We start from the raw sequence: 25,168 nt of genomic DNA on the forward strand, positions 1-25,168 counted from the left end.
ATGGCCGTGACGCTCACCCCGGCCCCGGCCCCGACGCCGGTCCACCGGCACGCCCGCGACCGGCACCACCGTGGCGTCGGCCGCTGGGTCGTGCTCGCCCTGGTCACCGTCGGCGCGCTCGTCATGCTGGTGCCGTTCGCGTTCATGCTGCTCAACGCGTTCAAGTCGCCCGGTGACTATTCGTCGGCCGGGCCGCTGAGCTGGCCCAGCGAGTTCTACACGAAGGGCCTGCGGACGTACTGGAACGAGGTCGACTTCCCGCTCAAGCTGTGGAACTCGGCGCTCATCGCCGGTTCCGTGGCGGTGCTCGGCGTCCTCGTGTCCCTGCTGAACGCGTACGCCCTCGGCATCGGTCGGGTCCGTGGCCGACTGTGGATCGTCGGGCTGTTCCTGTTGGCCAACATGCTGCCGCAGGAGGCGCTGATCTACCCGCTGTACTACGTGGCGAAGGAGGTCGGCCTCTACAACACCCGGCTCGCGGTGATCATCATCTTCACCGTGATCCAGAGCGCCTTCGGCACGTACCTGCTGGCCTCGGTCCTGGGCACCTTCCCGCGCTCGCTGCTGGAGGCCGCCGCGCTGGACGGCGCGGGCAAGTGGACGGTGCTGTGGCGGGTGGTCTTCCCCAACCTGCGACCCACCCTGGCCGTACTCCTCATCTTCTTCTTCATCTGGACCTGGAACGAGTTCCTCATCCCGCTGGTCATGCTGATCGACAACCAGACACAGACCATTCCGGTCGCGCTCGCCTCGTTGCAGGGCGACCGTCTGATGGACGCCCCGACGACGAACGCCGGCGCGCTGATCAGCCTCGTGCCGGCCATCCTCTTCTTCCTCATCTTCCAGCGCACTCTGGCGCGCGGCATCACGGCAGGAGCCGAGAAGTGAAGTTCACCGACGGGTACTGGCAACTGCGCCCGGGGGTCAGCGTGCTGCGCCCCGGCGCGGTGGAATCGGTCGAGCCGGACCAGAGCGGCTTCACCGTCTTCGCGCCGGCCGGTCAGATCACCGGTCGGGGCGACACCCTGAACCGGCCCGTCGTCACCGTCCGGTTCTTCTCTCCCGCGCCGGGCGTCATCGGGGTGACCATCGGTCACCACAGCGGCGGGCTCCCCCGCGAGCCGCACTTCGAGTTGACCGCCGACAGCGGCCAGCCGGTCACCGTCGACATCACCGGCATCACCGCGTCGCTGACCACCGGCGAACTGACCGCGCGGGTCGCGCTGGTCGACGGCTGGCGGGTCCAGTTCCGGCACGGCGACCGGTTGCTCACCGCGTCCACCGCGCGCAGCGTCGGGATCGTCACCGACGGCCAGGGCCGGCGGCACGTGCACGAGCGGCTCGCCCTCGGCGTCGGCGAAACGGTGTACGGGCTGGGCGAGCGCTTCGGCCCGTTCGTGAAGAACGGCCAGACCGTCGACATCTGGAACGCCGACGGTGGCACCGCCAGCGAGCAGGCGTACAAGAACGTGCCGTTCTATCTGAGCAGCGCCGGCTACGGGGTCTTCGTGGACCACCCGGAGCACGTGTCGTTCGAGGTCGGCTCCGAGGTCGTGGCGCAGAACCAGTTCAGCGTCGAGGGCCAGTCGCTCACCTACTACGTCATCGACGGACCCACCCCGAAGGACGTGCTGCGCCGGTACACGGCGCTGACCGGCCGACCGGCCCGGGTGCCCGCCTGGTCGTACGGGCTGTGGCTGTCCACGTCGTTCACCACGTCGTACGACGAGAAGACCGTGACCGAGTTCGTCGACGGGATGGTCGAGCGGGACCTGCCGCTGTCGGTGTTCCACTTCGACTGCTTCTGGATGCGCCAGTTCCACTGGGTCGACTTCGTCTGGGACCCGGCGACCTTCCCCGATCCGGAGGGGATGCTGCGCCGCCTGCACGAACGCGACCTGAAGGTGTGCGTCTGGATCAACCCGTACATCGCGCAGCGCTCGTACCTCTTCGAGGAGGGCCGCCGGGCCGGCTACCTGGTCCGCAACCCGGACGGCTCGGTCTGGCAGTGGGACAAGTGGCAGGCCGGGATGGCGCTCGTCGACTTCACCAACCCGGACGCGGTCGCCTGGTTCACCGGCAAGCTCAAGGTCCTGCTGGACATGGGCGTCGACTGCTTCAAGACCGACTTCGGTGAGCGCATCCCCACCGACGTGGTGTGGCACGACGGCTCCGACCCGCAGCGGATGCACAACTACTACTCCTACCTCTACAACAAGGCCGTCTTCGAGCTGCTGGAGACCGAGCGCGGCGAGGGCGAGGCGGTGGTGTTCGCCCGCTCGGCCACGACGGGCGGGCAGCAGTTCCCGGTGCACTGGGGTGGGGACTGCGAGGCGACGTTCGTCGCGATGGCGGAGTCGCTGCGCGGCGGGCTGTCCCTGGCGGCGTCCGGCTTCGGCTACTGGAGCCACGACATCGGCGGCTTCGAGGGCACCCCCGACCCGGCCGTGTTCAAGCGGTGGATCGCCTTCGGTCTGCTCTCGTCGCACTCCCGGCTGCACGGCTCCGGCTCGTACCGCGTCCCGTGGGCGTACGACGAGGAGGCCGTCGACGTGCTGCGGCACTTCACCCGGCTCAAGCTCAGCCTGATGCCGTACCTGGCGGCGGCGGCCGAGGAGGCGCACCGCGACGGAATCCCCATGATGCGCCCGATGATCGTGGAGTTCCCGGACGATCCGGCCGCCGCGTACCTGGACCGGCAGTACATGCTCGGCTCCGACCTGCTGGTCGCGCCGGTGCTCAGCGCCGACGGTCAGGTCACCTTCTACGTCCCGGCCGGGACCTGGACGCACCTGCTGACCGGCGCCCAGCTCACCGGTCCGGCCTGGGTGACCGAGAAGCACGAGTTCGACAGCCTGCCGGTGCTCGCCCGGCCGGGCGCGGTCATCGCGTTCGGCGCGCGCTCCGACCGGCCCGACTACGACTGGGCGGACGGTGTCCGCCTGTGCCTCTACGCTCCGGCCGAGGGGCAGCGGCGGCGGGTACGGATTCCGTCGCCCGGTCAGGGGGCCGGCGCGGAGTTCGAGGTAAGTTTCCGCGACGGCGTGGCCAGGGCGGACCTGGTGGCGGGTGAATCGTCGGCGTACCACTCGGAGGTGGCAGGACAGTGACGGCACATGCCTTTCCGGAGAGTTTCCTGTGGGGTTCGGCCACGGCGGCCTACCAGATCGAGGGCGCGGCCAGCGAGGACGGCCGGGGCCCGTCCATCTGGGACACCTACAGCCGCACCCCGGGGCGGACGCTGAACGGCGACACCGGTGACGTGGCCGCCGACCACTACCACCGCTGGCCGCAGGACCTCGACCACATCGCCGAGCTGGGCCTGGGGGCGTACCGCTTCTCGATCTCCTGGCCCCGGGTGCAGCCGGGCGGCTCCGGCCGGTTCAACCAGGCCGGCGTGGACTTCTACTCCCGGCTCGTCGACGGCCTGTTGGAGCGCGGCATACGCCCGGTGGCGACCATGTACCACTGGGACCTGCCGCAGGAGCTGGAGGACGCCGGCGGGTGGCCGGTACGGGACACGGCGCTGCGCTTCGAGGAGTACGCGGCGGGGATCGTCGCCGCGCTCGGCGACCGGGTGCACACCTGGACGACGCTCAACGAGCCGTGGTGCTCGGCGTACCTGGGTTACGGCTCCGGCGTGCACGCGCCGGGTCGGACCGAGCCGGCGGCGGCGCTGGCGGCCGTGCACCACCTGAACCTCGCGCACGGCCTGGCGGGTCGCGTGGTCCGGGAGACGGCGCCGGCCGCCGAGTTGTCGGTGACGCTGAACCTGCACGTCATCCGCCCGGCTTCGGACGCGGCGGCGGACGTCGACGCGGCCCGCCGCATCGACGCGCTGGCCAACCGGGCGTTCCTCGGGCCGATGCTGAACGGGGCGTACCCGGCCGACCTGCTGGCCGACACGGCCGGCGTCACGGACTGGTCGTTCGTGCGCCACGGCGACGAGAAGGTGGCCGCCGTGCCGCTGGATGTGCTGGGCGTCAACTACTACTCCAGCACCCTGGTCCGCGCCTGGGACGGGCACTCGGCCCGCTCGGACGCCGACGGTCACGGCGCGTCGGCGCACTCGCCGTGGGTGGGCGCCGACGACGTCGACTTCCTGCCGCAGCCCGGCCCGTACACGGCGATGGGGTGGAACATCGACCCGCCGGCGCTGACCGAGCTGCTGCTGCGGCTCCAGCGCGAACATCCCGGCCAGCCCTTGATGATCACCGAGAACGGGGCGGCGTTCGACGACGAGGTGGCTGCCGACGGACGGATCCACGACGACCTGCGGATCGACTACCTGCGTCGGCACATCGGCGCGATGGCCGAGGCCCGCGCGCAGGGCGCCGACGTGCGCGGCTACTTCGTCTGGTCGTTGCTGGACAACTTCGAGTGGGGTTACGGCTACGACCGCCGCTTCGGGATCATCCGGGTCGACTACGACACCCAGGAGCGCACCTGGAAGGACAGCGCGCACTGGTACCGACGCCTCGCCGCGACCGGCAATCTGGACCAGCCCTAGCGCCCGCTACACGCCGACGCGCTGCGGCGGGACGGTGAGGCCGTAGAGCTCCATCAACTCCGGGCTGTCGACCCGGCTGCCGTCGGCCACCGAGTCGCAGGCGATGTCGACGATCTGGTCCTTGTGCGCCAGCAGGTACGGCCGCGCGCCCACGTCGGCGCTGGCCAGGGTGGCGATGCCGGACCAGTGTCGGCGGCCGAACAGCATCGGGTAGCCGCGCAGCCCGTCGTAGGTGGCGCAGACCAGCACGTCCGGGTACGGCAGCGCGGCCACCCGGCGTACGGCCGCCGCGGTCAGGCCCGGCATGTCGACCGGCACCACCACCACCGCCTCGATGCCCGCGTCGTCCATCGCGGCCAGGCCGGCGCGGATGGACGAGCCGACCCCGGTGCCCCACGCCTTGTTGACCACCACGGTGGCCCTGCCCAGGTCGGCGGTCTCCCGGACCTGGTCGGCTGCGGCGCCCAGCACGATCACGATCTGCTCGCAGCCCGCCTCGGTCATCGTGTCGATCATCTGGTTGACCAGTGGCTTCTCGCCCTGGTGCAGCAGCGCCTCGGGACCGCCGATACGGCGTCCACCACCTGCGGCGATGATCATTCCTGCGATCCGGTTCAGCTGGGCCCCCTCAAGCACGGGACCGACCGTGACCGGCCGGCCCCTCCTACGGACACTGCAACGAGGAGAGCCGCGCACGGGTGGCGGGGCGAAAAGGGAAAATAGTGCAACCGTTACGCAACGGACGGGTGATCCACTCCCGATCGCCGAGGTGGCGGCATCCCGACGCCGGGAAACCCCCAGGTCGCCGATCTGGAGTCGATCATCAGCGCCAGGGGCCGCGTCAGGCGGCGTCCGCGTAGCAGTCGACGATGGACAGGTCGAGCGGGAAACGCACCGGAGTCTCGCCGAACAGCAGCGCGGTGGCCCGCTCGCCCGCCCGGCTCACCGCCGCCGCCACCGCCTCGGCCTGCTCGGCGGGGCAGTGCGCCACCACCTCGTCGTGCTGAAAGAAGACCAGCTCGGCGTCGGTGCCGGCCAACTCGGCGCGCAGGGTGGCCAGCAGCGTGGAGGCCCACTCCGCGGCGGTGGCCTGGATGACGAAGTTGCGGGTGAACCGACCCCGGGACCGCGCGGCACGCGCACGCGGGCTCTGCCGGTCAGCGGCGGCGTCCGGGTCGATCGGCCCCTCGTCCGGGTCGGCGGGCCCCACGCCACCCGGTGGGCACGTCCGACCCAACCAGGACCGCACCAGGCCGCCCGCCTCGCCGGTACGCGCCGCCGCCTCCACGTAGCCGAACGCGGTCGGATAGCTGTTTCTCAGCACCGCCAACGCGGGCACCGCCGCCCCGCCGGTCTGCCCGTACATGGCCCCCAGCAACGCCACCTTGGCCCGGGGACGGTCACCGCCGAACGACTCCCGCGCCAGCGCGGCATAGAGGTCACCGGCCCCACCCGCCGCCGCCAACCGCCCGTCCCCGGAGACCGCGGCCAGGACGCGGGGCTCCAACTGACCGGCGTCGGCCACCACCAGCCGCCAGCCCGGGTCGGCCACCACCGCCCGACGAATCACCTTGGGGATCTGCAACGCGCCACCGCCACGGGTCGCCCAGCGGCCGGAGACGACCCCGCCCGGCACGTACTCCGGCTGGAACCGCCCGTCGCGAACCCACTGCTCACGCCAGGACCAGCCGTGCGCCGTCCAGATCCGGTACAGCTCCTTGTATTCCAGGACCAACGGCACCGCCGGATGGTCCACGCCGCGCAGCACCCAGGCCCGGGTGTTGGGCAGCTCCACGCCGGCCCGGGCGAACGCCCGGAGCAACTCGGCCGGAGAGTCGGCGTGCAGCCGCCGGACGCCGAACGCGTCGGCGATCCGGGCCGCCAACTCGGCCAACCGGCGCGGCGGCCCGCCGACCGGGGACGGCTCACCCAGCAACTCGGCGAGGATCTCGTCGTGCACGTCCGCACGCCAGGGCAGCCCGGCGGCACCCATCTCGGCAGCGATCAGGGCGCCAGCCGACTCGGCGGCCACCAGCAACCGGAACCGGCCGGGGTGCTCGGTCCGCAAGACCCGGGCGAGCTGATCGGCGTACACCTGGGTCAGTGCCTCAAGGCCCGGGCCCGGCGGGCCCGGCAGCGTGTCGAAGAGCGCGCCCTGGCCGTGCCCGGGCGGCGCGGCGGCACGCGGCGGTGGGTCGGCCGGCACCGGCCCGCCGGTCAGGCGGGCCCAGGCGGCGGCCAGTGCGCGGGGCTCGCCCCACCGACCGGCGTGCCCGAGCAGCAACGCCTCGGTCAACTCCACGTCGTGGCACCGCTCGACCCGCACCCCGGCCCGCAGCAGCGCCGGGTAGATCGTGCCCGCGCTCGCCCAGACCCAGCGCGGGCGCGCGACCGCCTCCCGGGCGGCCACCGCGGACGCGAGGTCGGTGACGGTCTCGGTCGGGCCGGCGGGGCGGCCGGCGGCGTCGAGCGGGCACAGCTCTCCCCCGCCCTGCTCATCTGCCACCACCGCCACCAGCACGAATGTGATTCTGCCTGCACCCTCCGACAGGAAAACGGGTCGGTGGGTCGGCCCGCCGCTCGGTAGCGTTACCGAGTGCCCGTCCAGATCCCGCACCCCGACCCTGGCACCCCCGACACCCGTGGTCCGATGCGGTACCTGTGGTGGCTGGTGCGTCGCCAGCCCGGCCGGGTGCTGCGCGGCAGCCTGCTCGGCACGGCCTGGATGGTCGGGCTGTCGGTCCGGCCCTACCTGATCGCCCGGGCCGTCGACGACGGGCTGCGCGACCGCGACACCCGTGCCCTGGTCCTGTGGGTCGCGGCGATCGTCGTGGCGGGTGTGGGGTTGTCGTACCTGGGGATCATGCGGCACCGCACGATGACCTTCATCCGGGAGGACGCCAAGGCCCGCTCCGCCGAGGTGCTGCTGCGGCACCTGTCCCGGGTCGGCGCGGCGCTGCCGCGCCGCTCCGCCGCCGGTGAGGTGGCCACCGTCGGCGGGTCCGACATCGAGTGGTCGGCGCAGGTGCTGACGCTGACCGGCCCCGGGGTCGGGGCGGTCGTCGCGTACGGGGTCATCGCCGTGGTGCTCTGGTCGATCTCCCCGCTGCTGGCGCTCTGCGTGCTGGTGGGCGTGCCGGCGGTCGCGCTCGTCGTCGGGCCGCTGCTGCGCCGGCTCGAACGGGCCGAATCGGTCTACCGCGGGCAGCAGGGCGCGCTGACCGCCCGGTCCGGCGACATCGTGGCCGGGCTCCGGGTGCTCGCCGGGGTGGGTGGCCGGGACCTCTTCGCCCGCCGGTACGCGGCCCGATCGCAGGCCCTGCGGGCCGAGGGCTACCGCGTCGGAGCGGTGATCAGTTGGATCGACGCGGCGACGGTCGCCATCCCCGGCCTCTTCCTGGCGGCGGTGGTGTGGCTGACCGCGCGGATGGCCGTCACCGGCGACGTCACGGTCGGCGAGCTGGTCGCCGTCTACGGCTACGTGGCGACGCTGATCGTGCCGGTCTGGTTCCTGCTGGAGGGCAGTCACCAGCTCATCCGGGGTCGGGTCGCCGCCCGACGGATCGCCGGCCTGCTCCGGCTCGCCCCGGACGACGTCGGTGGGCCGGGCCGCCGGTGGCCGGCCGGGGTCCCCGGCGCCCGCGACCCGCACGCCGTCCCCGCGCCGACCGGTCCCGCCAACCTGCACGACCCGTCGACCGGGCTCAGGGTACGCGCCGGCCAGCTGACCGCGGTGGCCGCCGACGACCCGGCCGACGCCGTGGCGCTGGCCGACCGGCTCGGCCGGTACGTGACCAGCGACGTCACCTGGGGCGGCGTACCGCTGACCGCAGTCGCCCTGGACGAGGTCCGGGCCCGGATCCTGGTCGCCGACCACGACTCGTACCTCTTCGCCGGCAGGCTGCGCGACGTGCTGAGTTCGGGGGCCGACGACGCCGAGATCCGCGCCGCCCTGCGGACCGCGTCGGCCGACGACATCGTCGACGCCCTGCCGGCCGGGCTGGACACCCCGCTGGACCCCCGCGCCCGGACGCTGTCCGGCGGTCAACGTCAACGGGTACGGCTGGCCCGGGCGCTGCTCGCCGAGCCGGAGGTGCTGATCCTCGTGGACCCCACCTCGGCCGTGGACGCGCACACCGAGGCCCGGATCGCCGAGCGGCTCCGGACCGCGCGGGCCGGGCTGACCACCGTTGTGCTCGCCACGTCACCCCTGCTGCTCGGCCGCGCCGACGAGGTCGCGTACCTGACCGGGGGCGGGATCACCGCCACCGGCACCCACGACGGCCTGCTCGAATACGTCCCCGGTTACCGGCACCTGGTGGCCCGGGGCAGCGATGACGAGCAGCACTCCGACGCCGAGAAGGCGTACCAGTGAGCCGCCTGCCGGTCGCCGACCGCGGCACCGTACGCCACGCCCTGCGGGACATGATCAGCAGACATCGCCGGGCGGTCGGCGTCGTGCTGGCGCTGCACAGCGCCGCCGCGCTCGCCGGGCTGGCCCCGCCGTGGCTGCTGGGCACCATCGTCGACCGGGTCACGGCCGGCGCGGGCGTGGCGACGGTGGACCGGCTGGCCCTGGCGATCGCCGGCTGCGTCGTGGTGAGCGCGCTGCTCGCCCGGTACGCCCAGTACGCCGGTCACCGCTTCGGTGAACGCGCCGTCGCTGAGCTGCGCGAACAGTTCGTCGACCGGACGCTCGCGCTGCCCGTGTCGGTCGTGGAGCGGGCCGGCGCCGGGGACCTGGCGACCCGCAGTTCGGTGGACGTGGCGACCGTCGGCACCACGGTCCGGGACGTGGCGCCCACCATCGTCATCGCCTCGGTGCAGTTGACGTTGCTGTTCGGCGCGGTGTTCCTGCTGCACCCCCTGCTCGGGCTCGCGGCGCTGGCCGGGCTGCCGTCGATCGTGGCGGCGACCCGGTGGTACCTGCGGCGGGCCAGCTCCGCGTACCTCACCGAGGGCGCGGAGGCGGCCGAGCTGACCGAGGCGTTGACCACGACCGCCGAGGGCGCCCGCACGGTCGAGGCGCTGCGGCTGGCCGACGACCGCGTCCGGTACGGCACCGCCCGCGTCGCCCGCGTGTGGCAGGCCCGCCGGGCGACGCTCGCCCTGCGTACGGTGTTCTTCTCGGTGGTCGAGGCCAGCTATCCCCTGCCGATCGCCCTGGTGCTCCTGGTCGGCGGCTATCTGCTCTCCGCCGACCTGGTGTCCCTCGGGTCGGTGGTCGCCGCCGCGCTCTACCTGCAACAGGCCATCGACCCGATGGACCGCTTGTTGCAGTGGACCGAGCAGGCGCAACGTGGGTTCGCGTCGTACGCCCGGGTGCTCGGGGTCGGGCTGGTCCCGCCCGAGCCGCCCGGCGGCACGGCCACGTCGCGGGGCGAGCGGCTCGTCGTGACCGAGGCGCGGTTCTCGTACGCCGACGGCCACGACGTGCTGCACGGCATCGACCTGGAGGTGCGGCCCGGCGAACGGCTGGCGATCGTCGGCCCGTCGGGCGCGGGCAAGTCGACGCTGGCCCGGCTGCTCGCCGGGATCGACGCTCCCCGGCAGGGCGTCGTCAGCATCGGCGGTTGCCCGGTCACCGACCTGGACCCGGCCGAACGACGACGGCGGATCGCCCTGGTCACCCAGGAGCACCACGTCTTCATCGGCTCGGTCCGCGACAACCTCGCGTTCGCCGCCCCGGACGCCACCGACGACCAGATGCGCGCCGCGCTCGCCACGGTGGGCGCCGACTGGTTCGACGCGCTGCCCGACGGTCTGGACACGGCGCTCGGCGACGGCGCCCGGCAGCTCGGCGCGGCCGAGGCCCAGCAGGTGGCGCTGGCCCGGTTGGTGCTCGCCGACCCGCACACGCTGATCCTGGACGAGGCGACCGCGGCCCTCGACCCGAGCACCGCCCGGCGGACCGAGCGGGCCCTCGCGGCGGTGCTCGTCGGGCGGACGGTCATCGCCATCGCGCACCGGCTGAACACCGCGCACGACGCCGACCGGGTGGCCGTCCTGGCGGACGGCCGGATCACCGAGATCGGTAGCCACGACGACCTGGTGGCGGCCGGCGGGGCGTACGCGGCGCTCTGGCGCTCGTGGCACGCCCGCGCCGACGCGCGGTGACCGGAGTTACTTGACCGCGCCGGAGGTGAGCCCCGCCTGGATCTGCCGCTGGAACACCGCGTACACGATGATCATCGGGAGGATGGCGATGGTCAGCGCGGCGAACAGCCCGGACCAGTCGGCCTCGTAGCCGGCGTTGACCGAGATGTCGGCGATGCCCTGGGTGAGCACCCACTTGTCCTTGGCGTTGGAGAGCAGCACCAACGGAAGCTGGTACTGCGCCCACTGGCCGATGATGTTGAAGATCGCCACGCTGATCAGGCCCGGCTTCGCCATCGGCATCATGACCTGGAAGAACAGCCGGGTGTGCCCCGCGCCGTCGATCATCCCCGCCTCGGCGACCGAAGTCGGCAGCGTCTTGAAGAACGCGGCCAGGAAGAAGATCGTGAACGGCAGCGAGTAGGCGATGTAGACCAGGATGACGCCCTGGTAGGTGTCCAGCATGCCGAGCTGCTTGACCACGAAGAAGAGCGGCACCAGGGCCAGGAACACCGGGAACGCCAGCCCCGAGACGAACAGGTAGTAGATCGCCCGGTTGCCCCAGAACTTGTAACGGGCCAGCACGTACGCGGCCATCGAGCCGAGCAGCATGGTGCCGAAGGTGCTGCACGCGACCACGAAGACGCTGTTGAGGAAGTACCGGCCGACGTTCGCCTTGGTCCACGCCCGGCCGAAGTTCTCCCAGCGCAGCTCGGCCGGCAGGGTCCACGGGCTGCTGAAGATCTCGCTGGTGTTCTTGAACGCGGCGAGGAACGTCCACAGGATCGGGACGATCACGATCACCGCCCACACGGCGAGCGCGATGTGCCCGAGGCTGGCGAAGAGCCGTACCTCCGAACGGGGGCCCCTGCCCCGCCGGCCGCCGGTCGCGGACGGATCGCCGGTCTTCGGCGGTAGCGCCGCCGGCGTCGGCGGCAGCGTCGACTGCGGGTTCATCAGTACTCCACGCTTTCCCGCTTGGTGAGCCGCAGCGTCAGCGCCGCGAACGTGAGGGTGAGGAAGAACAGCGCCACGCCCATCGCGGAGGCGTAGCCGTACTTCGAGTAGACGAACGCGTTGCGGTAGATCTCCATGGCCAGGACGGTGGTGGCGCCGTCCGGGCCACCGCCGTCCACCGAGAGCACGGCCACGATGGCGAACGCGTCGAACGCCGCGATGCCCAGGTAGACCCACGCGACCTGGAGCGTGTCCCAGAGCAGCGGCAGGGTGACCCGGAAGAACAGCGTCACCTTCGTCGCCCCGTCCATCTCCGCGGCCTCGTAGATCTCGCCCGGGATGGAGGCCATCCCGGCCGAGAAGAGCACCACGTAGAAGCCGACGGCCTGCCAGACCAGCACCGCGATGATCGACCAGAGCGCCAGGTTCGGCTTGATGAGGAAGAGGATCGGCTCCAGGCCGAACTTCATCAGCACACCGTTGATCAGACCGGACTCGTTCGGCCGGTAGACCATCTGGAACAGCACCGCGATGATCGCCACCGCCAGGACCTGGGGGAAGAAGAACACCACCCGGTAGAACTTCGCCCCCCAGACCCCCTGGCGTTGACCGCCGCTGCTCTTGCCACCCACGTTGAGCAGGAAGGCGAAGAACAGCGCGATGGCGATCGTGATCAGCGGCAGGGCAAGCAGCAGTACGCCGTGGTGCTGGACCGCCTTCCAGAAGGCGCCGTCGTCGAGCAGCCTCCGGTAGTTGTCGAAGCCCACCCACTGCGGGGCGGAGAGCCCTCGCCAGTTGGTCATCGAGATCTGGAACGCCTGCGCGTACGGCCAGATCACGAATGTCACGTACAGCGTGACCGGGAGGAACAGGAACCCGACCACGAAGGGATACTTGCCGTGCCGCATGACCCTAGCTCCGATCGATCAGCGCTTGAACTTGGCGACCGAGCTGTCCTTCTTGATCGCGTCGGCGCGCTTCTGGATCCGCTCCACGAAGGCGTCCGCGTTGATCCGGCCGAACATCAGCTCGTTGGTGGCGCTGCGCGCCTCCGTGTCGAGCTCCTTGTACCAGCCGTCGAAGTACAGGTTGAACACGTCCTGACCGGCCGCCTTGAGAGCGGCCTGCGAGCTGGCCACACCGGGCGGGAAGGCGAAGCCCTCCGAACCGGCGGTGACCACGGTCGGGGCCTTGACCACCTCGGTGAAGCCCTTCGCGCCCTCCTTGGACAGCATCTGGCGCATGTACTCCAGACCGCCCTTGGGGTTCTTGCTCTTGGCCGAGACGAAGTAGCCCTCGCCCGCGGTCGCCCGCAGCGCGGTGGCCGGCAGCTTGTCCGACGCGGTGAGGCTCGGCACCGGCATGAGCTGGTAGTCGAAGCCGGCTGGGGTGTCCTTCTTCTGCTCGCCCTCCAGCCAGTCACCGCTGGGGTACAGGGCCACCTTGTACTGGTTCTGCCGCAGCTGCACGTCGGTGTGCTTGAGCCCTTCGAAGCTCTTGTCACTGAACTTCGCCCCGACCTCGGCCCACGCCGTGGCCGCCTGCTTGACCGCGTCCTGCTTCCAGGCGCCGTCCTCCAGGTTGTCGATGTTCTTCAGCACGTCGGTGCCGCCAATCTTGGCGGCCTGGGTGAGGATCACGTTCCACTGGTAGTAGGCCGCGTTCGCGCCCGCGTACCCGTACGGCGTGATGCCCTTGGCCTTGATGGCGGTGAGCAGCTTGATGAAGTCGTCCCAGGTCTTCGCCGGGGCCCAGCCGTTGTCCTTGAACAGCTTGGCCGAGTACCAGATGCCGAAGACGGTGGAGACGTAGTAGAGCACGTACGGCTTGCCGTTGAACGAGCCCGCCTCGACGGTGCCCGGCACCACGGTGTCGCGGACCTTCTTGGCCGGGTCGTCGACCGACGGGGCGTCCCACAGCTCGGTGAGGTCCTGGAGCTGACCGTCGGCGACCAGCGAGCCGAAGTCGATCAGCTTCTCGCCCGAGTTGTTGACGAACTCCGGCGGGTTGCCGGACGCGAACCGCGGCTGGAGCACCGTGGAGACGGCCTGCGTGGACTGGTGCTTGATCTCCGCCTTGGGGAACGCCTTCTTGTACAGCGGCTCGTGCACGTCGGTCGCGTACTTCTCGCCGTAACCGCCGTTGAAGATGATCACCTCGATGGGAGCGTCTTCCTTGACGCCCAGCGGGTTCTTCTCGCTCTTGGTGCCCTCGGCGGCCTTCTCACTGTCCTTGTCACCGCCGCTGCTCGTCGCGCAGGCGCTGAGCAGGCCGATGGCCGGGGTGGCGAGCATGCCCACGGCGGCGGCGCGACGCAGCACCGTGCGGCGGTCGAGCGCGGCCGGGTGCTCGGGGGTAATCGACATCGTCGTCTCTCCTTGTGGAATTCGGGTCAGGCGGTACGCCGGAGACGTCCGGCGTACCGCGACTCGAGGGCGATGTTGTGCTCGTCCCCACCGGGGACGTTGGCGGAGAGGTAGATAGGGGGCACCTCTCCGGCCTGGTGGAACCGTCGTACGACCTCAGCGGTCAGCAACTGCGCCAGCAGCGCGGTGGTGACCGAGGAGACCGCACAGACCGCGCCGCCGCCCTCGAGCGGCAGCAGTGCGTCACCGTACGGCGCGCCGTTGTCCAGCACGACGTCGGCGAGGTCGGCGAGCCGTTGACCGGACGGGTGCCGTGGCGCCACCCGCGCGGTGTGCTCGACCGAGGTGACCGCGATCAACGGGTGACCGCGCTCGGTGACCAGCGCCGCCAGCTCGACCACCGAGCCGTTGATGCCGGACTGGGACGCCACCACGAACACGTCGCGCGGCTGGGGCGCCGCGAGCGCGTAGATCTGGTGGGCGATGGAGGGATCACGTTCCAGCTTCGGGTCGGCGAGCACGTCGCGTGGGGCGTCGCCGTGCACCACCAGGTCCCGTACCGAGAGCCGGTTCGTGGGGACCAGCCCGCCGGCACGCGCGACCAGCTCGGCGGCGAACGCCTCGGAGTGCCCGGCCCCGAACGCCTGGAGCACGCCGCCGGCACGCAGGCTGTCGGTGATCAGGTCGGCGGCCCGGGTGATCCCGTCGGCCTCCGAGTCGAGCAGGCGGTCGAGCACCGGCCGGACCGCGTCCGCGTACCCCTGTGCACTGATCATGAGAGGACCCCCTTGGCGGCCTTGTGTCCGTCGACGGCCTGCGCGGTACGCCGGAAGGCCGCGTGGGCGCGGTCGTGGGTGCGCTGTGCGACGGCGATGTAGAGCAGGTCGAGCACCACCAGTTGCGGGTGGCGGGCGGAGAGCGCGTCCGGCCGGAAGGTGGTCGCCTGGCTGGCCGTGAGCAGCACGATGTCGGCTAGCTCGGCCAACGGCGAGCGGGGGAAGCCGGTCAGGGCGAGGGTCGTGGCGCCCCGGCTGCCCGCCTCGGCGAGCATCTCGATGGTCTCCCGGGTCTGGCCGGTGTGCGAGATGCCGAGCGCGACGTCGCCGACGCCGAGCAGCGCGGCGCTGGCCAGCCCCTCGTGCACGTCGCTCCACGCCCAGGCGGCCACCCCGATGCGGTGCAGGCTGAACTGCATCTCCTCGCCCACCAGGGCGCTGCCGCTGGCCCCGAAGATGTTCACCCGGGTGGCGCCGGCGATCGCCACGGCGGCGCGTTCCACCTCGCCGAGGTCGAGCAGCGCGGCGGTGTCGTGCATGGCCCGGGTGTCGGCGGCCATGATCTGGTCGAGGACCCGACCGAGGGGGTCGTTCGGCTGGATCTCGCGGCCGATGTCGACGGTCCAGCCGGCCGAGCGGGCCCGCCCGGTCTCGGCGGCGATCCCGAGGCGCAGGTCGGCGTACCCCTCGAAGCCCATGGCCCGGCAGAAACGGGTGATGGTGGCCGGTGAGGTGCCGCTGCGCTCGGCCAGCTCCACGATGGTCGAGCGCGCCGCGGCCTCGGGGTCGCTGAGCACGTGCTCGGCGACCCGGCGTAGCGCGCCGGTCAGCTCGCCGAGCCCGTTGCGCACCCGGGCCAGCACCCCGTCGGAGGCCGCGCTCCTTCGGTCGATCGCGTGGGCGTCGACCACCGCGGTCCCCGCGGCGGTGTCCACCTCGTGATCAACCATGGGACGCCTCACCTTTCCGAAAAGACTGTTAACTGTTAGTGGTAAAAGTTCTTACTGAACGGCCCTCCGTGTCAAGACTGTGGGCGAAGTTTTCAAACTGTTACCTGGCGCACAGCCGTCCGGGCCCTCCCGGAGTTGCCCTCCACGGCCGTGCCGACCAGCATGAACAGGCCCGTGACCGCGCAGCGCAAGGAGGCCCGTGCCGATGTCCGACACCGTCGTGGTCGGTCTCGACGTCGGGGGTACGTCCACCCGGGCGACCGCCCTGACCCTCGCCGGCGAACGCCTCGGCACCGGCAAGGCCGGGGGTGGCAACCCCACCAGCCACGGCGCCGAACGGGCCGCCGCCGAGGTGCTGACCGCGCTGCGCGCCGCGCTCGCCGACGTCGACCCGACCCGGGTGGCCGCCGGCACCATCGGGCTGGCCGGCGCACCCCGTCTGCTCGCCGACCCCGCCGGACGCGCCGCCTTCGACTCCGCCTGGCACGACGCCGGCCTGCGCTGCCCGTACGCCGTGCACGGCGACGCCCTCGTCGCCTACGCCTCCGGCACCGCCGAGCCCAACGGGACGATCCTCATCGCCGGCACCGGCGCGATCACCGCGCAGGTCGTTGACCTGCGGCTCGACCGGGTCGCCGACGGGCACGGCTGGCTGCTCGGCGACGCCGGATCGGGCTTCTGGCTCGGCCGCGAAGCGGTCCGCCGACTCCTCGCCGACCTGGACGCCGGTCACACCCCGGGCAGGCTGGGCGCGGCCGTGCTCACCGAACTGCTGGGCAGCGCCGACGTGGCCCCCCGCCCCCGCGACACGGTGGACGCCACGATCCAGGCGGTCACCCAACGACCGCCGATCGACCTCGCCCGGCTGGCGCCGCTCGTCGTCACCGCGGCGACCGACGGCGAGCCGGTCGCCACCGCCCTGATCGCCGAGGCCGCCGCCCACCTGGCCGAGAGCGTCACCCGCATCCGCTCGGCGGAGTCGACGACGCCGGTCGTGCTCGGCGGTGGACTGCTCATCGCGGACACCCCGCTCGCCAGCGCCGTCCGCGCCGAGATCGGTCGACGCTGGCCGACGGCGCCCCTGCGTACCGCCGGCGACGGCGCGGCCGCAGCCGCCTGGCTCGCCGCCCGCGACCTACCCGAGGTCACCGACCCGGCAGCCCTACACACCCTCCTCTTCCCCACCCCTGACCACCCGCGCCGCCACGCCGCCGTGCCCGCACGCGCGGCCCCGCCGCCACACCGTCCCGCCGCTACGCGACCGTGCCCGCACACGCCGTCCCGCCGCCACGCCGCCACACCGCTGTGCGACCGTGCCCGCACGCGCGGCCCCACCCCCTTGATCGCGCTCGAACCAGGATGTAGTGGCCTCACACCGCGAGGAGGGGACTACATCCAGGATCGAGCACGATCACCGACCCTCCAGATGCGCCTCGACGCGCTCACCCCTACGCCCGCCCCCTCCGCCCGCCCCCTCCGCCCGCGCCGCACAAGATCCGCGCACTTTCGGGGAAACTGCTGCCTCAAGACGCGCTGAGGCAGCAGTTTCCCTGTAGTTGCGCGGATCTTGACAGAGGCTGGCCGGCCCCTGGCCTCCAACCTGGTGATCAAGAGATTTGCGTCAGCAGGAGCGCGTTCCATGACGCAAACCTCTTGATCACCGAGATCGGGCGGTGGGTGGGGGTGGGGGTGGGGGTGGGGGTGGGGGTGGGGGTGGGGGTGGGGGTGGGGGGGAAGGGCAGGGGGGTGGGTGATCGGGATCGGTCAGGTTTGGGTGGGGAAGCCGAGGTTCACGCCACCGTGGCGCGGGTCCAGCCACCGGCTGGTGACCACCTTGCTCCGGGTGAAGAAGCGCACCCCGTCCTCGCCGTGGGCGTGCAGGTCGCCGAAGAGGGACGACTTCCAGCCGCCGAACGAGTGGTACGCCATGGGCACCGGGATGGGCACGTTGATGCCGACCATGCCGACCTCCACCTCGTGCTGGTAGCGGCGGGCCGCCCCGCCGTCGTTGGTGAAGATCGCCGTGCCGTTGCCGTACGGGCTGGCGTTGACCAGTGCCACGGCCTCGTCGTACGAGCCCACCCGTACGACGCTGAGCACCGGCCCGAAGATCTCGTCGGTGTAGATCGACATGTCCGGGGTCACCCGATCAAAAAGGGTCGGGCCGAGCCAGAAGCCGTCCGGGTCGCCGTCGGGCGTCACCTCCCGCCCGTCGACGACCGGTACCGCCCCGGCGGTCACACCCGCGTCCACATAGGACCGCACCCGCTCGGCGTGCGCGGCGCTGACCAGCGGCCCCATGTCGCAGCCCCGCCGGCCGTCACCGGTGCGCAGCCCGGCCATCCGGGCGGCGATCCGCTCCACGAGGGCGTCCGCGACCGGCTCCACCGCCACCAGCACGGAGATGGCCATGCACCGCTCCCCCGCCGAGCCGAACCCGGCGTTGACCGCCGCGTCGGCCGCCAGGTCCAGGTCGGCGTCGGGGAGCACCACCAGGTGGTTCTTGGCCCCACCGAGCGCCTGCACCCGCTTACCGGCGGCGGTGCCGCGTTGGTAGACGTGCCGGGCGATCGGGGTGGAGCCGACGAACGACACCGCGCGCACCTCGGGATGGTCCAGCAGCGCGTCGACCGCCTCGGCGTCACCGTTGACCACGTTGAACACCCCGTCCGGCAGGCCGGCCTCGGCGAACCACTCGGCCAGCAGCAGCGCCGCGCTCGGGTCCTTCTCGCTCGGCTTGAGCACCACCGCGTTCCCGCAGGCCACCGCCACCGGCACGAACCACAGCGGCACCATCACCGGGAAGTTGAACGGCGAGATCACCGCCACCACGCCGACCGACTGCCGGATCGTGTACGAGTCGACCTCGGTGGACACGTTCTCGCTGAACGCACCGCGCAGCGCCGCGGGCATTCCGCACGCGTACTCGATGACCTCCAGGCCGCGCTGCACCTCGCCGGCGGCGTCGGCGAGCACCTTGCCGTGCTCGGCGGTGATCACCTCGGCGAGCCGGTCCCGGCGGGCGTGCACCAACTCCCGGAAGGCGAACAGCACGGCGGACCGCCGGGCCAGCGACGCGTCGCGCCAGGTGCGGGCCGCCTGGGCGGCGGCCCGCACCGCGACGTCCACGTCCGCGGTCGAGGCCAGCTCGACCTCGGCGGTACGACGACCCGTGGCCGGATCGAAGACGTCACCCCGTCGCTCGGACGTGCCGCCGACCCGCTTGCCGTCGACGAAGTGGCCGATGCTCACGCCGCCCAGACCGCCCGTGCTCACCCCGCCCAGACCGCCCGTGCTCACGCCACCCAGACCGCCGGTGCTCACGCCACCCAGACCGCCGGTGCTCACGCCGCCCAGACCGCCGGTGCTCATGCCGTCACCTCCGCCGACGAGCGGATCGCGTCGACCAGGATCGCCAGGCCCTCGCGGGCCTCGTCCTCGGTGAGCGTCAACGGTGGACCCATCCGCAGTACGTTGCCGTAGAGCCCGCCCTTTCCGGTGAGCAGACCACGGTCGCGGCACGCCTCGAAGACCCGGTTGGTCAACGCCGGATCCGGCTCGCCGCTGCCCGGCCGGACGAACTCGACGCCCAGCATGAGCCCCTTTCCGCGTACCTCGGCGACGCAGTCGAGGCCGCCCACGGCGGACCGCAGGCCGTCGGCGAGGATCGCGCCGACGCGGGCCGCGTTCGCCTGGAGGTCGTGCGCCACCAGGTAGTCGAGCACCGCGTTGCCGGCCGCCGTCGAGATCGGGTTGCCGCCGAAGGTGGAGAAGCTGATCCCCGGCACCGCCTCGAGCACCTCGGCCCGGCCGACCACCCCGGCCAGGGCGAAACCGTTGCCGATGCCCTTGGCGAAGGTGAGCAGGTCCGGGGTCACACCGTGGGCCTGGTAGCCCCAGAAGTGCTCCCCGGTACGCCCCCAGCCGGTCTGCACCTCGTCGGCGATGAACAGGATGCCGTGCTCGTCGAGGACCTTCTTCCAGGCGGCGAAGAGCCCGTCCGGTGGGTGCACGAACCCGCCCACGCCCTGGATCGGCTCGGCGATCAACGCGGCCACGTCGCCGGACGTCTGGGTGGCCAGCACCTCGCGCAGATCCTCCACGGCCGCGTCGAGGCGCTCGTCGGCGCTCAACCGGGCCAGCAGGCCGCGTACCCGGTCACCGGAGTGCAGCCAGGCCACCTGCAACGGGTTGAGCGCGCTGGCCGACCAGGTGCGGTTGCCGGTGACGCCCATCGCCGCGTACGACCGGCCGTGGTAGCTGTTGCGCACCGCCAGGACCTGGTGCGAGCGGCGGTAATTGGTGGCGACCAGCAACGCCGCCTCGTTCGCCTCGGTGCCCGAGTTGGTGAAGAACACCCGGGCGTCCGGGATACCGGAGCGCTGGGCGATCTTCTCGGCCAGCTCGACCTGCTGACGGATCAGGTAGAGCGTCGAGGTGTGCACGATGCCGGTGGCGAGCTGCCGCTCGACGGCCTCCCGGATCTCCGGGATGTCGTACCCGAGCATGTTGGTCAGCACGCCGCCGAAGAAGTCCAGGTAGCTGCGGCCCTGCGCGTCGGTGACCCGGCGGCCGGAGCCGGAGACCAGCTCGATCGGCTCGGCGTAGTACAGCGGCATCCAGGGTGGGAGAACGGCCCGGTGCCGGGCCAGCAGGTCGTCGGTCATCGTGGCACCCTTCAGCGGCGTTCGTGGATACCGCACGCTCCCACCGGCGGCGAGCGCGGACAACTGGCAGGGTGTAGCGCAGAGCGGGTACGACCTGACAGGTACGTCCGCCGTCGCGCGGCCGACTGTCCGGGCTGGCCCGTGCCCGGCTCAGGACCCGCGCGGACGCGGCGGCAGGTGCAGGGCGGTGGCGACCACCGCGAAGGCCAACCAGCCCGCCCCCAGCGCGCCGGCCGACGAGACGTCCTGGACGTAGTGGTAAGCGGTGAGGAAGCCGACGAGCGCGAGGCTGTTGCGGGCGAAGTGCCCGCTGAACTCGGACAACTGGTGTCGGGCCTCGACGGCGACCAACACCCCCGAGTACGGGAACGTCACCACCATGCCCCGCAGCACCGCGCCGAGCAACGCGGTGAGGATCGCCCCGACGAGGATGACCACCAGCTTGAGCAGCGCCGGCAGTCCGGCGGCACGCCCTCCTGCGGCTGCCTCGTCGGCGGCGGCGACGGTGGGCGGGCGGGCGCGACGGCGACGCAGCAGCATGGCCGCCAGCCAGAGCGCGACCGTGCCGGCGAGGGCCGCCTCGAACGGGATGTGGACGGCCACCAGGCCGGCGCTCAACGCCACGTACGCGGCGATCCCCGCGCCGTCGGCGAGCAGGATGGGCCAGCGCAGCCGCTGGTAGGTGACCGCCACGATGCCGAAGAAGAGGTTCAGCCCCAGCACACCGAGCACCTGCGCGCCGTCCACGCCGTAGGGGGTGCTGACCAGGGCGAGCGTCATCGGCAACGGGAGGCTGTAGACCAACGCGCGGAGCCGCACCGAGCGGATCACGCTGACCGCCCAGACGACGGCCGTCACCAGCAGGACCGCGCTCCACGTCATGGGGTCGCCGTCGTGTCCTCGAAGGTCGCCGCGCCCACGCAGGCGTCGAACACGCGGGTGAGACGCTCGACGTCCGTGCGGTTGACCGAGAACTGGTTCTCACCGATCTCACCGTGGGCGGTCATCCGGGCCTCCCAGCAGCTCACGGAGTCCCAGAGCGTCAGGTTGACAAGGAGGTGCGGACCCACCGCGCCGAAGGGCAGCAGGCCCACCCGGGCCCCGGCCGCGCGTTGCCGGCCGACCAGGTCGGACAGCTCGTCGGTCAACGTGGCGTACACGAAGACCCGGGTGATCCGGACGCCGCGTCGCAGGGCATCGACGTTCGCCTCCCAGTAGCGGCGGCCGATCTCGCCACGCCACCAGCTCAGCTCCCCGCTCGCCCGGGGCATCACGTTCGTCAACGCGTCCAGCCGGTGCGCGCAGGTGCGGGTAGCGCCGACCAGATCCTCGTCCTCGTCGCCGCGCCGGATGATCCGCCCCTGCGCGAGATGCTCGGCCTCCAGCCGGAACTGCTCGTAGCGTCGCTGCGCCTCCACCGCCACCCGGGTGCCCGCGTGCTGTTCGGCCGCCGCGCGCATCGCGGCGGCCACCTCCGTGGTGGTATGGACGAGCCACGGCGGGCCGTCCAGCAACGTCCGTAGGTGAAACCGGCGCTCCGCGCGGGCCAGCGAGTCCACCAGCAGCGAGATGGTGATGCCCATCAGGCCGGCCAGCAGCGACTCCACCCCGGAGGCCGCGTTGGTGAGGTCGAGCAGGACGCTGAGGCTGATCGACAGTGTGATGCCGACCAACGCCACCGGGTCGGTGTGCGCCACCAGCCGGAGGAAACCGCCCGCGGAGGTGCCGCCCCATCCCCGCCGACGCGCACCGTCACGGGTCATCGGAGTCCCCCCTCAGCCGCTGCCGCCAGCGTAAACAGCGGCTACAACCGCGGACGCCGCCGCGGCGGCCGGTAGCATCCGGCAGGTGCAGGAAGCGGAGACGGTCCCCTCGGCAGGTTCGGCCGCCGAGCGGATCATGCCCGACGTCGAGGCCTGGGTCTGCTCCACCGCGCTGCGCGGCCTGGTACGGAACTTCGGCGGCGACTGGCCCACCGGCGACCTCGCCGAGGTACTGCGGTTCCTGGACGACTTCTCCGCCCGCCACTGGGACTTCCGGGGCGGGCGGGAACGACCCGACGCGCGCGAGCCGGACCTCGATCCGGCCACCGCGACGCTGGTCCTCGACGCGGCCGCCGCGCTCGGGCTCGTCCACCCGGTACCGCCGGCCCGGTCGGCGTACGCCCATCTGGTCGTGCTCGGCGGCCTGGCGCACGCCTGCGTGCGGCGCGTCGGGTACGCGGCGCACCTGCTGCGCGCCGGCCTGACGGTACGGGGCGAGGTCGCCGTGCTGGGCAGCTTCCGCCCACTGTCCGAGTGGGAACGGGCCACCCTCGCCGACGCGGGTCTGCCGGCCGACGAGACCGAGGTCGACGTGCTGGACACCGCCGTCCGGCGGGTGTTCGGGGTGGCCGCACCGGCGGAGCAGGCCGGTGTCGACGCCGGCCACCCCCACCACTCCTGGTCGTCGCGGACCTACCGGCTGGCAGGCCTGCCACCGGTACGGGTGCTGGCCGCGCCGTCCAGCGAACCGGACCGGCGGCGGGCGCACACCGCCGACACCCAGCGGTTCTGGGCCGGGCACGTCCGGCTCGCGCCGGGCGACGAGGTGCTGACGGTCACCGCGCCCATCTACGTGCCGTTCCAGCACTGCGACGCGCTGCGCACCCTGGCCCTGCCCTACGGCTGCGACATCGACACGGTCGGGGTGGATCCGGCGGTGGCCGACGTGGCGGTGCTACCCGAGCAGACCCTCACACCGGGCCGCTACCTCCAGGAGATCCGCTCGGCGATCCGCTCGATGCGCGCCCTGCACGAGAGCCTGGTCGCCCAGCGGTGACCCGACCGACCTGCCTCATCATCCTGTTGCCCGCCGGGTCATCCCGTCGCGGATTCGGCGGGTGCGGCACGCCCGGTGGTCGTGGCCGGCGCGAGGCGGCGGTGCCGCGGTAGCACGACGCCGGCGGCGGTGGCCGCGAAGGCGAGCGCGGCGGAGACGCCCATCGCCGGGACGTAGCCGTCGCTGAACACGCCAGCGGTGGCGTAGCCGCCGGCCGTGGCGAAGACGGCACCGGTGAGGGCGACCCCGAACGCGCCGCCGAACTGCCGGAGGGTGCTGAAGGTGCCCGATGCCCGGCCGATGTCCTGCGGCGCGACACGGCTGACGACCGATTTGGTGACGGCGGGAAGGGCCAGCGAGAACCCGAGGCCACCGACGGTCATCGCCACGGCGGTCGTGGCGTAGCCGATGCCGGGCTCGGAGATCAGCGCGATCCAACCCATGCCGACGCCGAGCAGGAGAGTGCCGGCGATGACCAGCGCCCGTTCGCCGATTCGATCGGTGAGCGCGCCCGCCCGTGGCGCGATCAGGAACGGTGCGATGCCCCACGGCAACAGCCGCAAGCCGGCCTGTACCGCACCGTGGCCGAGGGCGACCTGCTGGAACTGAGCGGTGAAGAAGATCGCGCTGGTCAGCGACGCGTTGATGAAGAACACTGCGGCGTTGCCGGCGGAGAAGGCCGGTGAGCGGAACAACCCCATCGGCAGCATCGGGGCGGGGGTCTTCAACTCCCTGACGACGAACAGGCCACCGAGCACGATCCCGCCGACCAGCGTCGACCGGGTCTCGGCGCTGCTCCATCCGGCCGCGTTGCCGCGTACCAGCGCCCAGGTGACGCCCAGCGCCGACGCGGCGGCCAGGGCCAGACCCGGGAGATCGAGTGTGCCGCCGGGCCCGCGGGCCTCGACGATCCGGCCGAGCACCAGCGGTATCGCGATGAGTGTGAGCGGAACGTTCAGCCAGAAGATCCACTGCCAGGCGAGGTTCTGGGAGATGACGCCGCCCAGAACCGGTCCGGCGATCGCGGCGAGCCCGGTGACGCTGCCGTAGACGCCCGTCGCCCAGCCACGCCGCTCGGGCGGGAAGGCGCCGTTGAGCACGCCCAGCGCGACCGGCATGATCATCGCCGCTCCGGCCCCCTGCACCACCCGCGCCGTGATCAGCGGGCCCGCCTGGGTGGACAGCGCGCACGCGGCCGAGGCCACGGCGAACAGGCCCAGCCCGATCGCGAACATTCGACGCCGCCCGTAGCGGTCGCCCAGCGCCGAGCCGGTCATCAGCAGGACCGCGAAGCTGAGCGTGTAGGCGTTGACGGTCCACTCGAGCTCTTCGAGCGAAGCGCCGAGGTCTCGCTGAACGGCGGGCAGCGCGGTCGCCACCACCAGCATGTCCAGCACCACGACGAACGATGCCAGTGAGCTGAGGGCCAGAGCCCACCGCTGTGCCGGCGTGGAGCGCGTTCTTGTTCCTGCCTTGTCCACGTTCTTCTCCAGAGTTGTTCGGGGTGTTCCGCCTCGCTGTCAGGGGCGGACGAGGCGCAGCGGTCAGGCCGCGGGGCAGTCGTGGTACGCCTCGACGAGCCATCGCCCGGAACGACCGGACAGGACCCACGTGGCGATCGACCAGCGCTCGTCGCCTGGCTCGTTCTCGCCGACGGCGATGGTCACGCTGCGGCTGACCACGATCGCGGTGACGTCGTCGAGGAACCGCACGCCCCGCACACGATGGACGCGCCGGGTGCCCTTGAGCTGGTCGGCGAACGCCGCCGCCATCGCGGTTCGGAGCACCGCCTTGCTCAGCAGGGCCACCCCGGGCAGTACCGCGGTCGCGTCGTCGGCATAGTGGGCGACGAAAGCGGCCACGTCGTTGTCGACCCACGCGGCCGAGACGGCGTCGATCACCGCTCGCACCGGTTGCTCCGCGGTGTCCGGGCTCGTCGTGGAAGTCATCGGTCGTCCTCTCCTCGGTGTGGGAGGTGCCTCGGGTGACCTGGGGACCAGGCGGATTCGGCAGCTCACCGGTCAGG

At 72.1% G+C, this 25,168-nt stretch carries 19 protein-coding genes and 1 pseudogene; 7 read left to right on the forward strand and 13 right to left on the reverse strand.

Translation table 11 applies throughout. From position 1 onward, the window contains the following. The 3 genes from ACQP03_RS23765 to ACQP03_RS23775 are packed head-to-tail and all read left to right on the forward strand — an operon-like array spanning position 1 to position 4,510. On the forward strand, positions 1-888 hold the full coding sequence (locus tag ACQP03_RS23765) for a carbohydrate ABC transporter permease (RefSeq protein ID WP_396832290.1): 888 nt from the start codon (positions 1-3) through the stop codon (positions 886-888). Further along, a complete protein-coding gene (yicI, locus tag ACQP03_RS23770; protein WP_357128198.1) occupies positions 885-3,110 on the forward strand; it encodes an alpha-xylosidase in 2,226 nt (741 codons plus the stop codon). Before ACQP03_RS23765 ends, yicI begins: the two co-directional genes overlap by 4 nt. After that, positions 3,107-4,510, forward strand: a complete 1,404-nt coding sequence (locus tag ACQP03_RS23775; RefSeq protein WP_396832289.1) for a GH1 family beta-glucosidase — start codon at positions 3,107-3,109, stop codon at positions 4,508-4,510. The genes yicI and ACQP03_RS23775 overlap by 4 nt, the downstream gene beginning before the upstream one ends. A gap of 6 nt (positions 4,511-4,516) precedes the next feature. Here the strand turns inward: ACQP03_RS23775 and ACQP03_RS23780 are convergent, their stop codons facing one another. Together ACQP03_RS23780 and ACQP03_RS23785 are read right to left on the reverse strand one after the other, a co-directional pair. Then, a complete protein-coding gene (locus tag ACQP03_RS23780) occupies positions 4,517-5,110 on the reverse strand; it encodes a nucleotidyltransferase family protein (protein WP_357128592.1) in 594 nt (197 codons plus the stop codon). A 241-nt stretch (positions 5,111-5,351) separates the two neighbouring features. Then, positions 5,352-7,061 carry a bifunctional 3'-5' exonuclease/DNA polymerase gene (locus ACQP03_RS23785; RefSeq protein ID WP_357128589.1) on the reverse strand — a complete coding sequence of 570 codons (1,710 nt, stop codon included), beginning with the start codon at positions 7,059-7,061 and terminating at the stop codon, positions 5,352-5,354. Positions 7,062-7,160: 99 nt separating this feature from the next. Here ACQP03_RS23785 and ACQP03_RS23790 point away from each other — a divergent pair, with 99 nt between their 5' ends. Both ACQP03_RS23790 and ACQP03_RS23795 read left to right on the forward strand, forming a co-directional pair. Beyond that, on the forward strand, positions 7,161-8,885 hold the full coding sequence (locus ACQP03_RS23790) for an ABC transporter ATP-binding protein (RefSeq protein WP_433461209.1): 1,725 nt from the start codon (positions 7,161-7,163) through the stop codon (positions 8,883-8,885). A 50-nt stretch (positions 8,886-8,935) separates the two neighbouring features. Beyond that, on the forward strand, positions 8,936-10,627 hold the full coding sequence (locus ACQP03_RS23795) for an ABC transporter ATP-binding protein (RefSeq protein WP_357128583.1): 1,692 nt from the start codon (positions 8,936-8,938) through the stop codon (positions 10,625-10,627). Positions 10,628-10,633: 6 nt separating this feature from the next. Here ACQP03_RS23795 and ACQP03_RS23800 read toward each other — a convergent pair whose 3' ends face one another. From ACQP03_RS23800 to ACQP03_RS23820, 5 genes are read right to left on the reverse strand one after another with little or no spacing between them, the layout of a single operon-like run. Then, positions 10,634-11,563, reverse strand: a complete 930-nt coding sequence (locus ACQP03_RS23800) for a carbohydrate ABC transporter permease (RefSeq protein ID WP_357128193.1) — start codon at positions 11,561-11,563, stop codon at positions 10,634-10,636. Beyond that, on the reverse strand, positions 11,563-12,471 hold the full coding sequence (locus ACQP03_RS23805) for a carbohydrate ABC transporter permease (protein ID WP_357128190.1): 909 nt from the start codon (positions 12,469-12,471) through the stop codon (positions 11,563-11,565). Before ACQP03_RS23805 ends, ACQP03_RS23800 begins: the two co-directional genes overlap by 1 nt. Positions 12,472-12,489: 18 nt before the next feature. After that, positions 12,490-13,929 carry an N-acetylglucosamine/diacetylchitobiose ABC transporter substrate-binding protein gene (gene ngcE / locus ACQP03_RS23810; RefSeq protein WP_357128186.1) on the reverse strand — a complete coding sequence of 480 codons (1,440 nt, stop codon included), beginning with the start codon at positions 13,927-13,929 and terminating at the stop codon, positions 12,490-12,492. 26 nt (positions 13,930-13,955) lie between these two features. Continuing rightward, positions 13,956-14,705: an SIS domain-containing protein gene (locus tag ACQP03_RS23815; RefSeq protein ID WP_355052754.1), complete on the reverse strand. Its 750-nt coding sequence runs from the start codon at positions 14,703-14,705 to the stop codon at positions 13,956-13,958. Further along, complete coding sequence (locus tag ACQP03_RS23820; protein ID WP_357128182.1) at positions 14,702-15,655, reverse strand: MurR/RpiR family transcriptional regulator; 954 nt, start codon at positions 15,653-15,655, stop codon at positions 14,702-14,704. The genes ACQP03_RS23815 and ACQP03_RS23820 overlap by 4 nt, the downstream gene beginning before the upstream one ends. A gap of 205 nt (positions 15,656-15,860) precedes the next feature. Here ACQP03_RS23820 and ACQP03_RS23825 point away from each other — a divergent pair. Then, a pseudogene (locus ACQP03_RS23825) lies at positions 15,861-16,853 on the forward strand (N-acetylglucosamine kinase); the annotation flags it as partial. A gap of 566 nt (positions 16,854-17,419) precedes the next feature. Here ACQP03_RS23825 and ACQP03_RS23830 read toward each other — a convergent pair. The 4 genes from ACQP03_RS23830 to ACQP03_RS23845 form a co-directional block, all read right to left on the reverse strand. After that, entirely contained in the window at positions 17,420-19,027 is a 1,608-nt protein-coding gene (locus tag ACQP03_RS23830) for a CoA-acylating methylmalonate-semialdehyde dehydrogenase (protein WP_396832287.1), read from the reverse strand. After that, positions 19,024-20,322 carry an aspartate aminotransferase family protein gene (locus tag ACQP03_RS23835; RefSeq protein WP_357128176.1) on the reverse strand — a complete coding sequence of 433 codons (1,299 nt, stop codon included), beginning with the start codon at positions 20,320-20,322 and terminating at the stop codon, positions 19,024-19,026. Before ACQP03_RS23835 ends, ACQP03_RS23830 begins: the two co-directional genes overlap by 4 nt. A 150-nt stretch (positions 20,323-20,472) precedes the next feature. Next, entirely contained in the window at positions 20,473-21,204 is a 732-nt protein-coding gene (locus tag ACQP03_RS23840; protein WP_357170927.1) for a hypothetical protein, read from the reverse strand. Beyond that, positions 21,201-22,085 (reverse strand): hypothetical protein, encoded by an 885-nt coding sequence (locus tag ACQP03_RS23845; RefSeq protein WP_357128171.1) that lies wholly within the window; start codon positions 22,083-22,085, stop codon positions 21,201-21,203. Before ACQP03_RS23845 ends, ACQP03_RS23840 begins: the two co-directional genes overlap by 4 nt. Before the next feature lie 85 nt (positions 22,086-22,170). On the opposite strand from ACQP03_RS23845, the gene ACQP03_RS23850 reads away from it, so the two are divergent. Beyond that, positions 22,171-23,142, forward strand: a complete 972-nt coding sequence (locus ACQP03_RS23850) for a hypothetical protein (RefSeq protein WP_396832286.1) — start codon at positions 22,171-22,173, stop codon at positions 23,140-23,142. A 38-nt stretch (positions 23,143-23,180) separates the two neighbouring features. On the opposite strand, the gene ACQP03_RS23855 is transcribed toward ACQP03_RS23850, so the two are convergent. Continuing rightward, complete coding sequence (locus ACQP03_RS23855) at positions 23,181-24,623, reverse strand: MFS transporter (protein ID WP_357128165.1); 1,443 nt, start codon at positions 24,621-24,623, stop codon at positions 23,181-23,183. 63 nt (positions 24,624-24,686) lie between these two features. After that, positions 24,687-25,091: an SgcJ/EcaC family oxidoreductase gene (locus tag ACQP03_RS23860; RefSeq protein WP_357128162.1), complete on the reverse strand. Its 405-nt coding sequence runs from the start codon at positions 25,089-25,091 to the stop codon at positions 24,687-24,689. Positions 25,092-25,168 lie beyond the last annotated feature (77 nt).

It is taken from the genome of Micromonospora sp. CA-248212, assembly GCF_050948405.1.
GTDB lineage: Bacteria > Actinomycetota > Actinomycetes > Mycobacteriales > Micromonosporaceae > Micromonospora.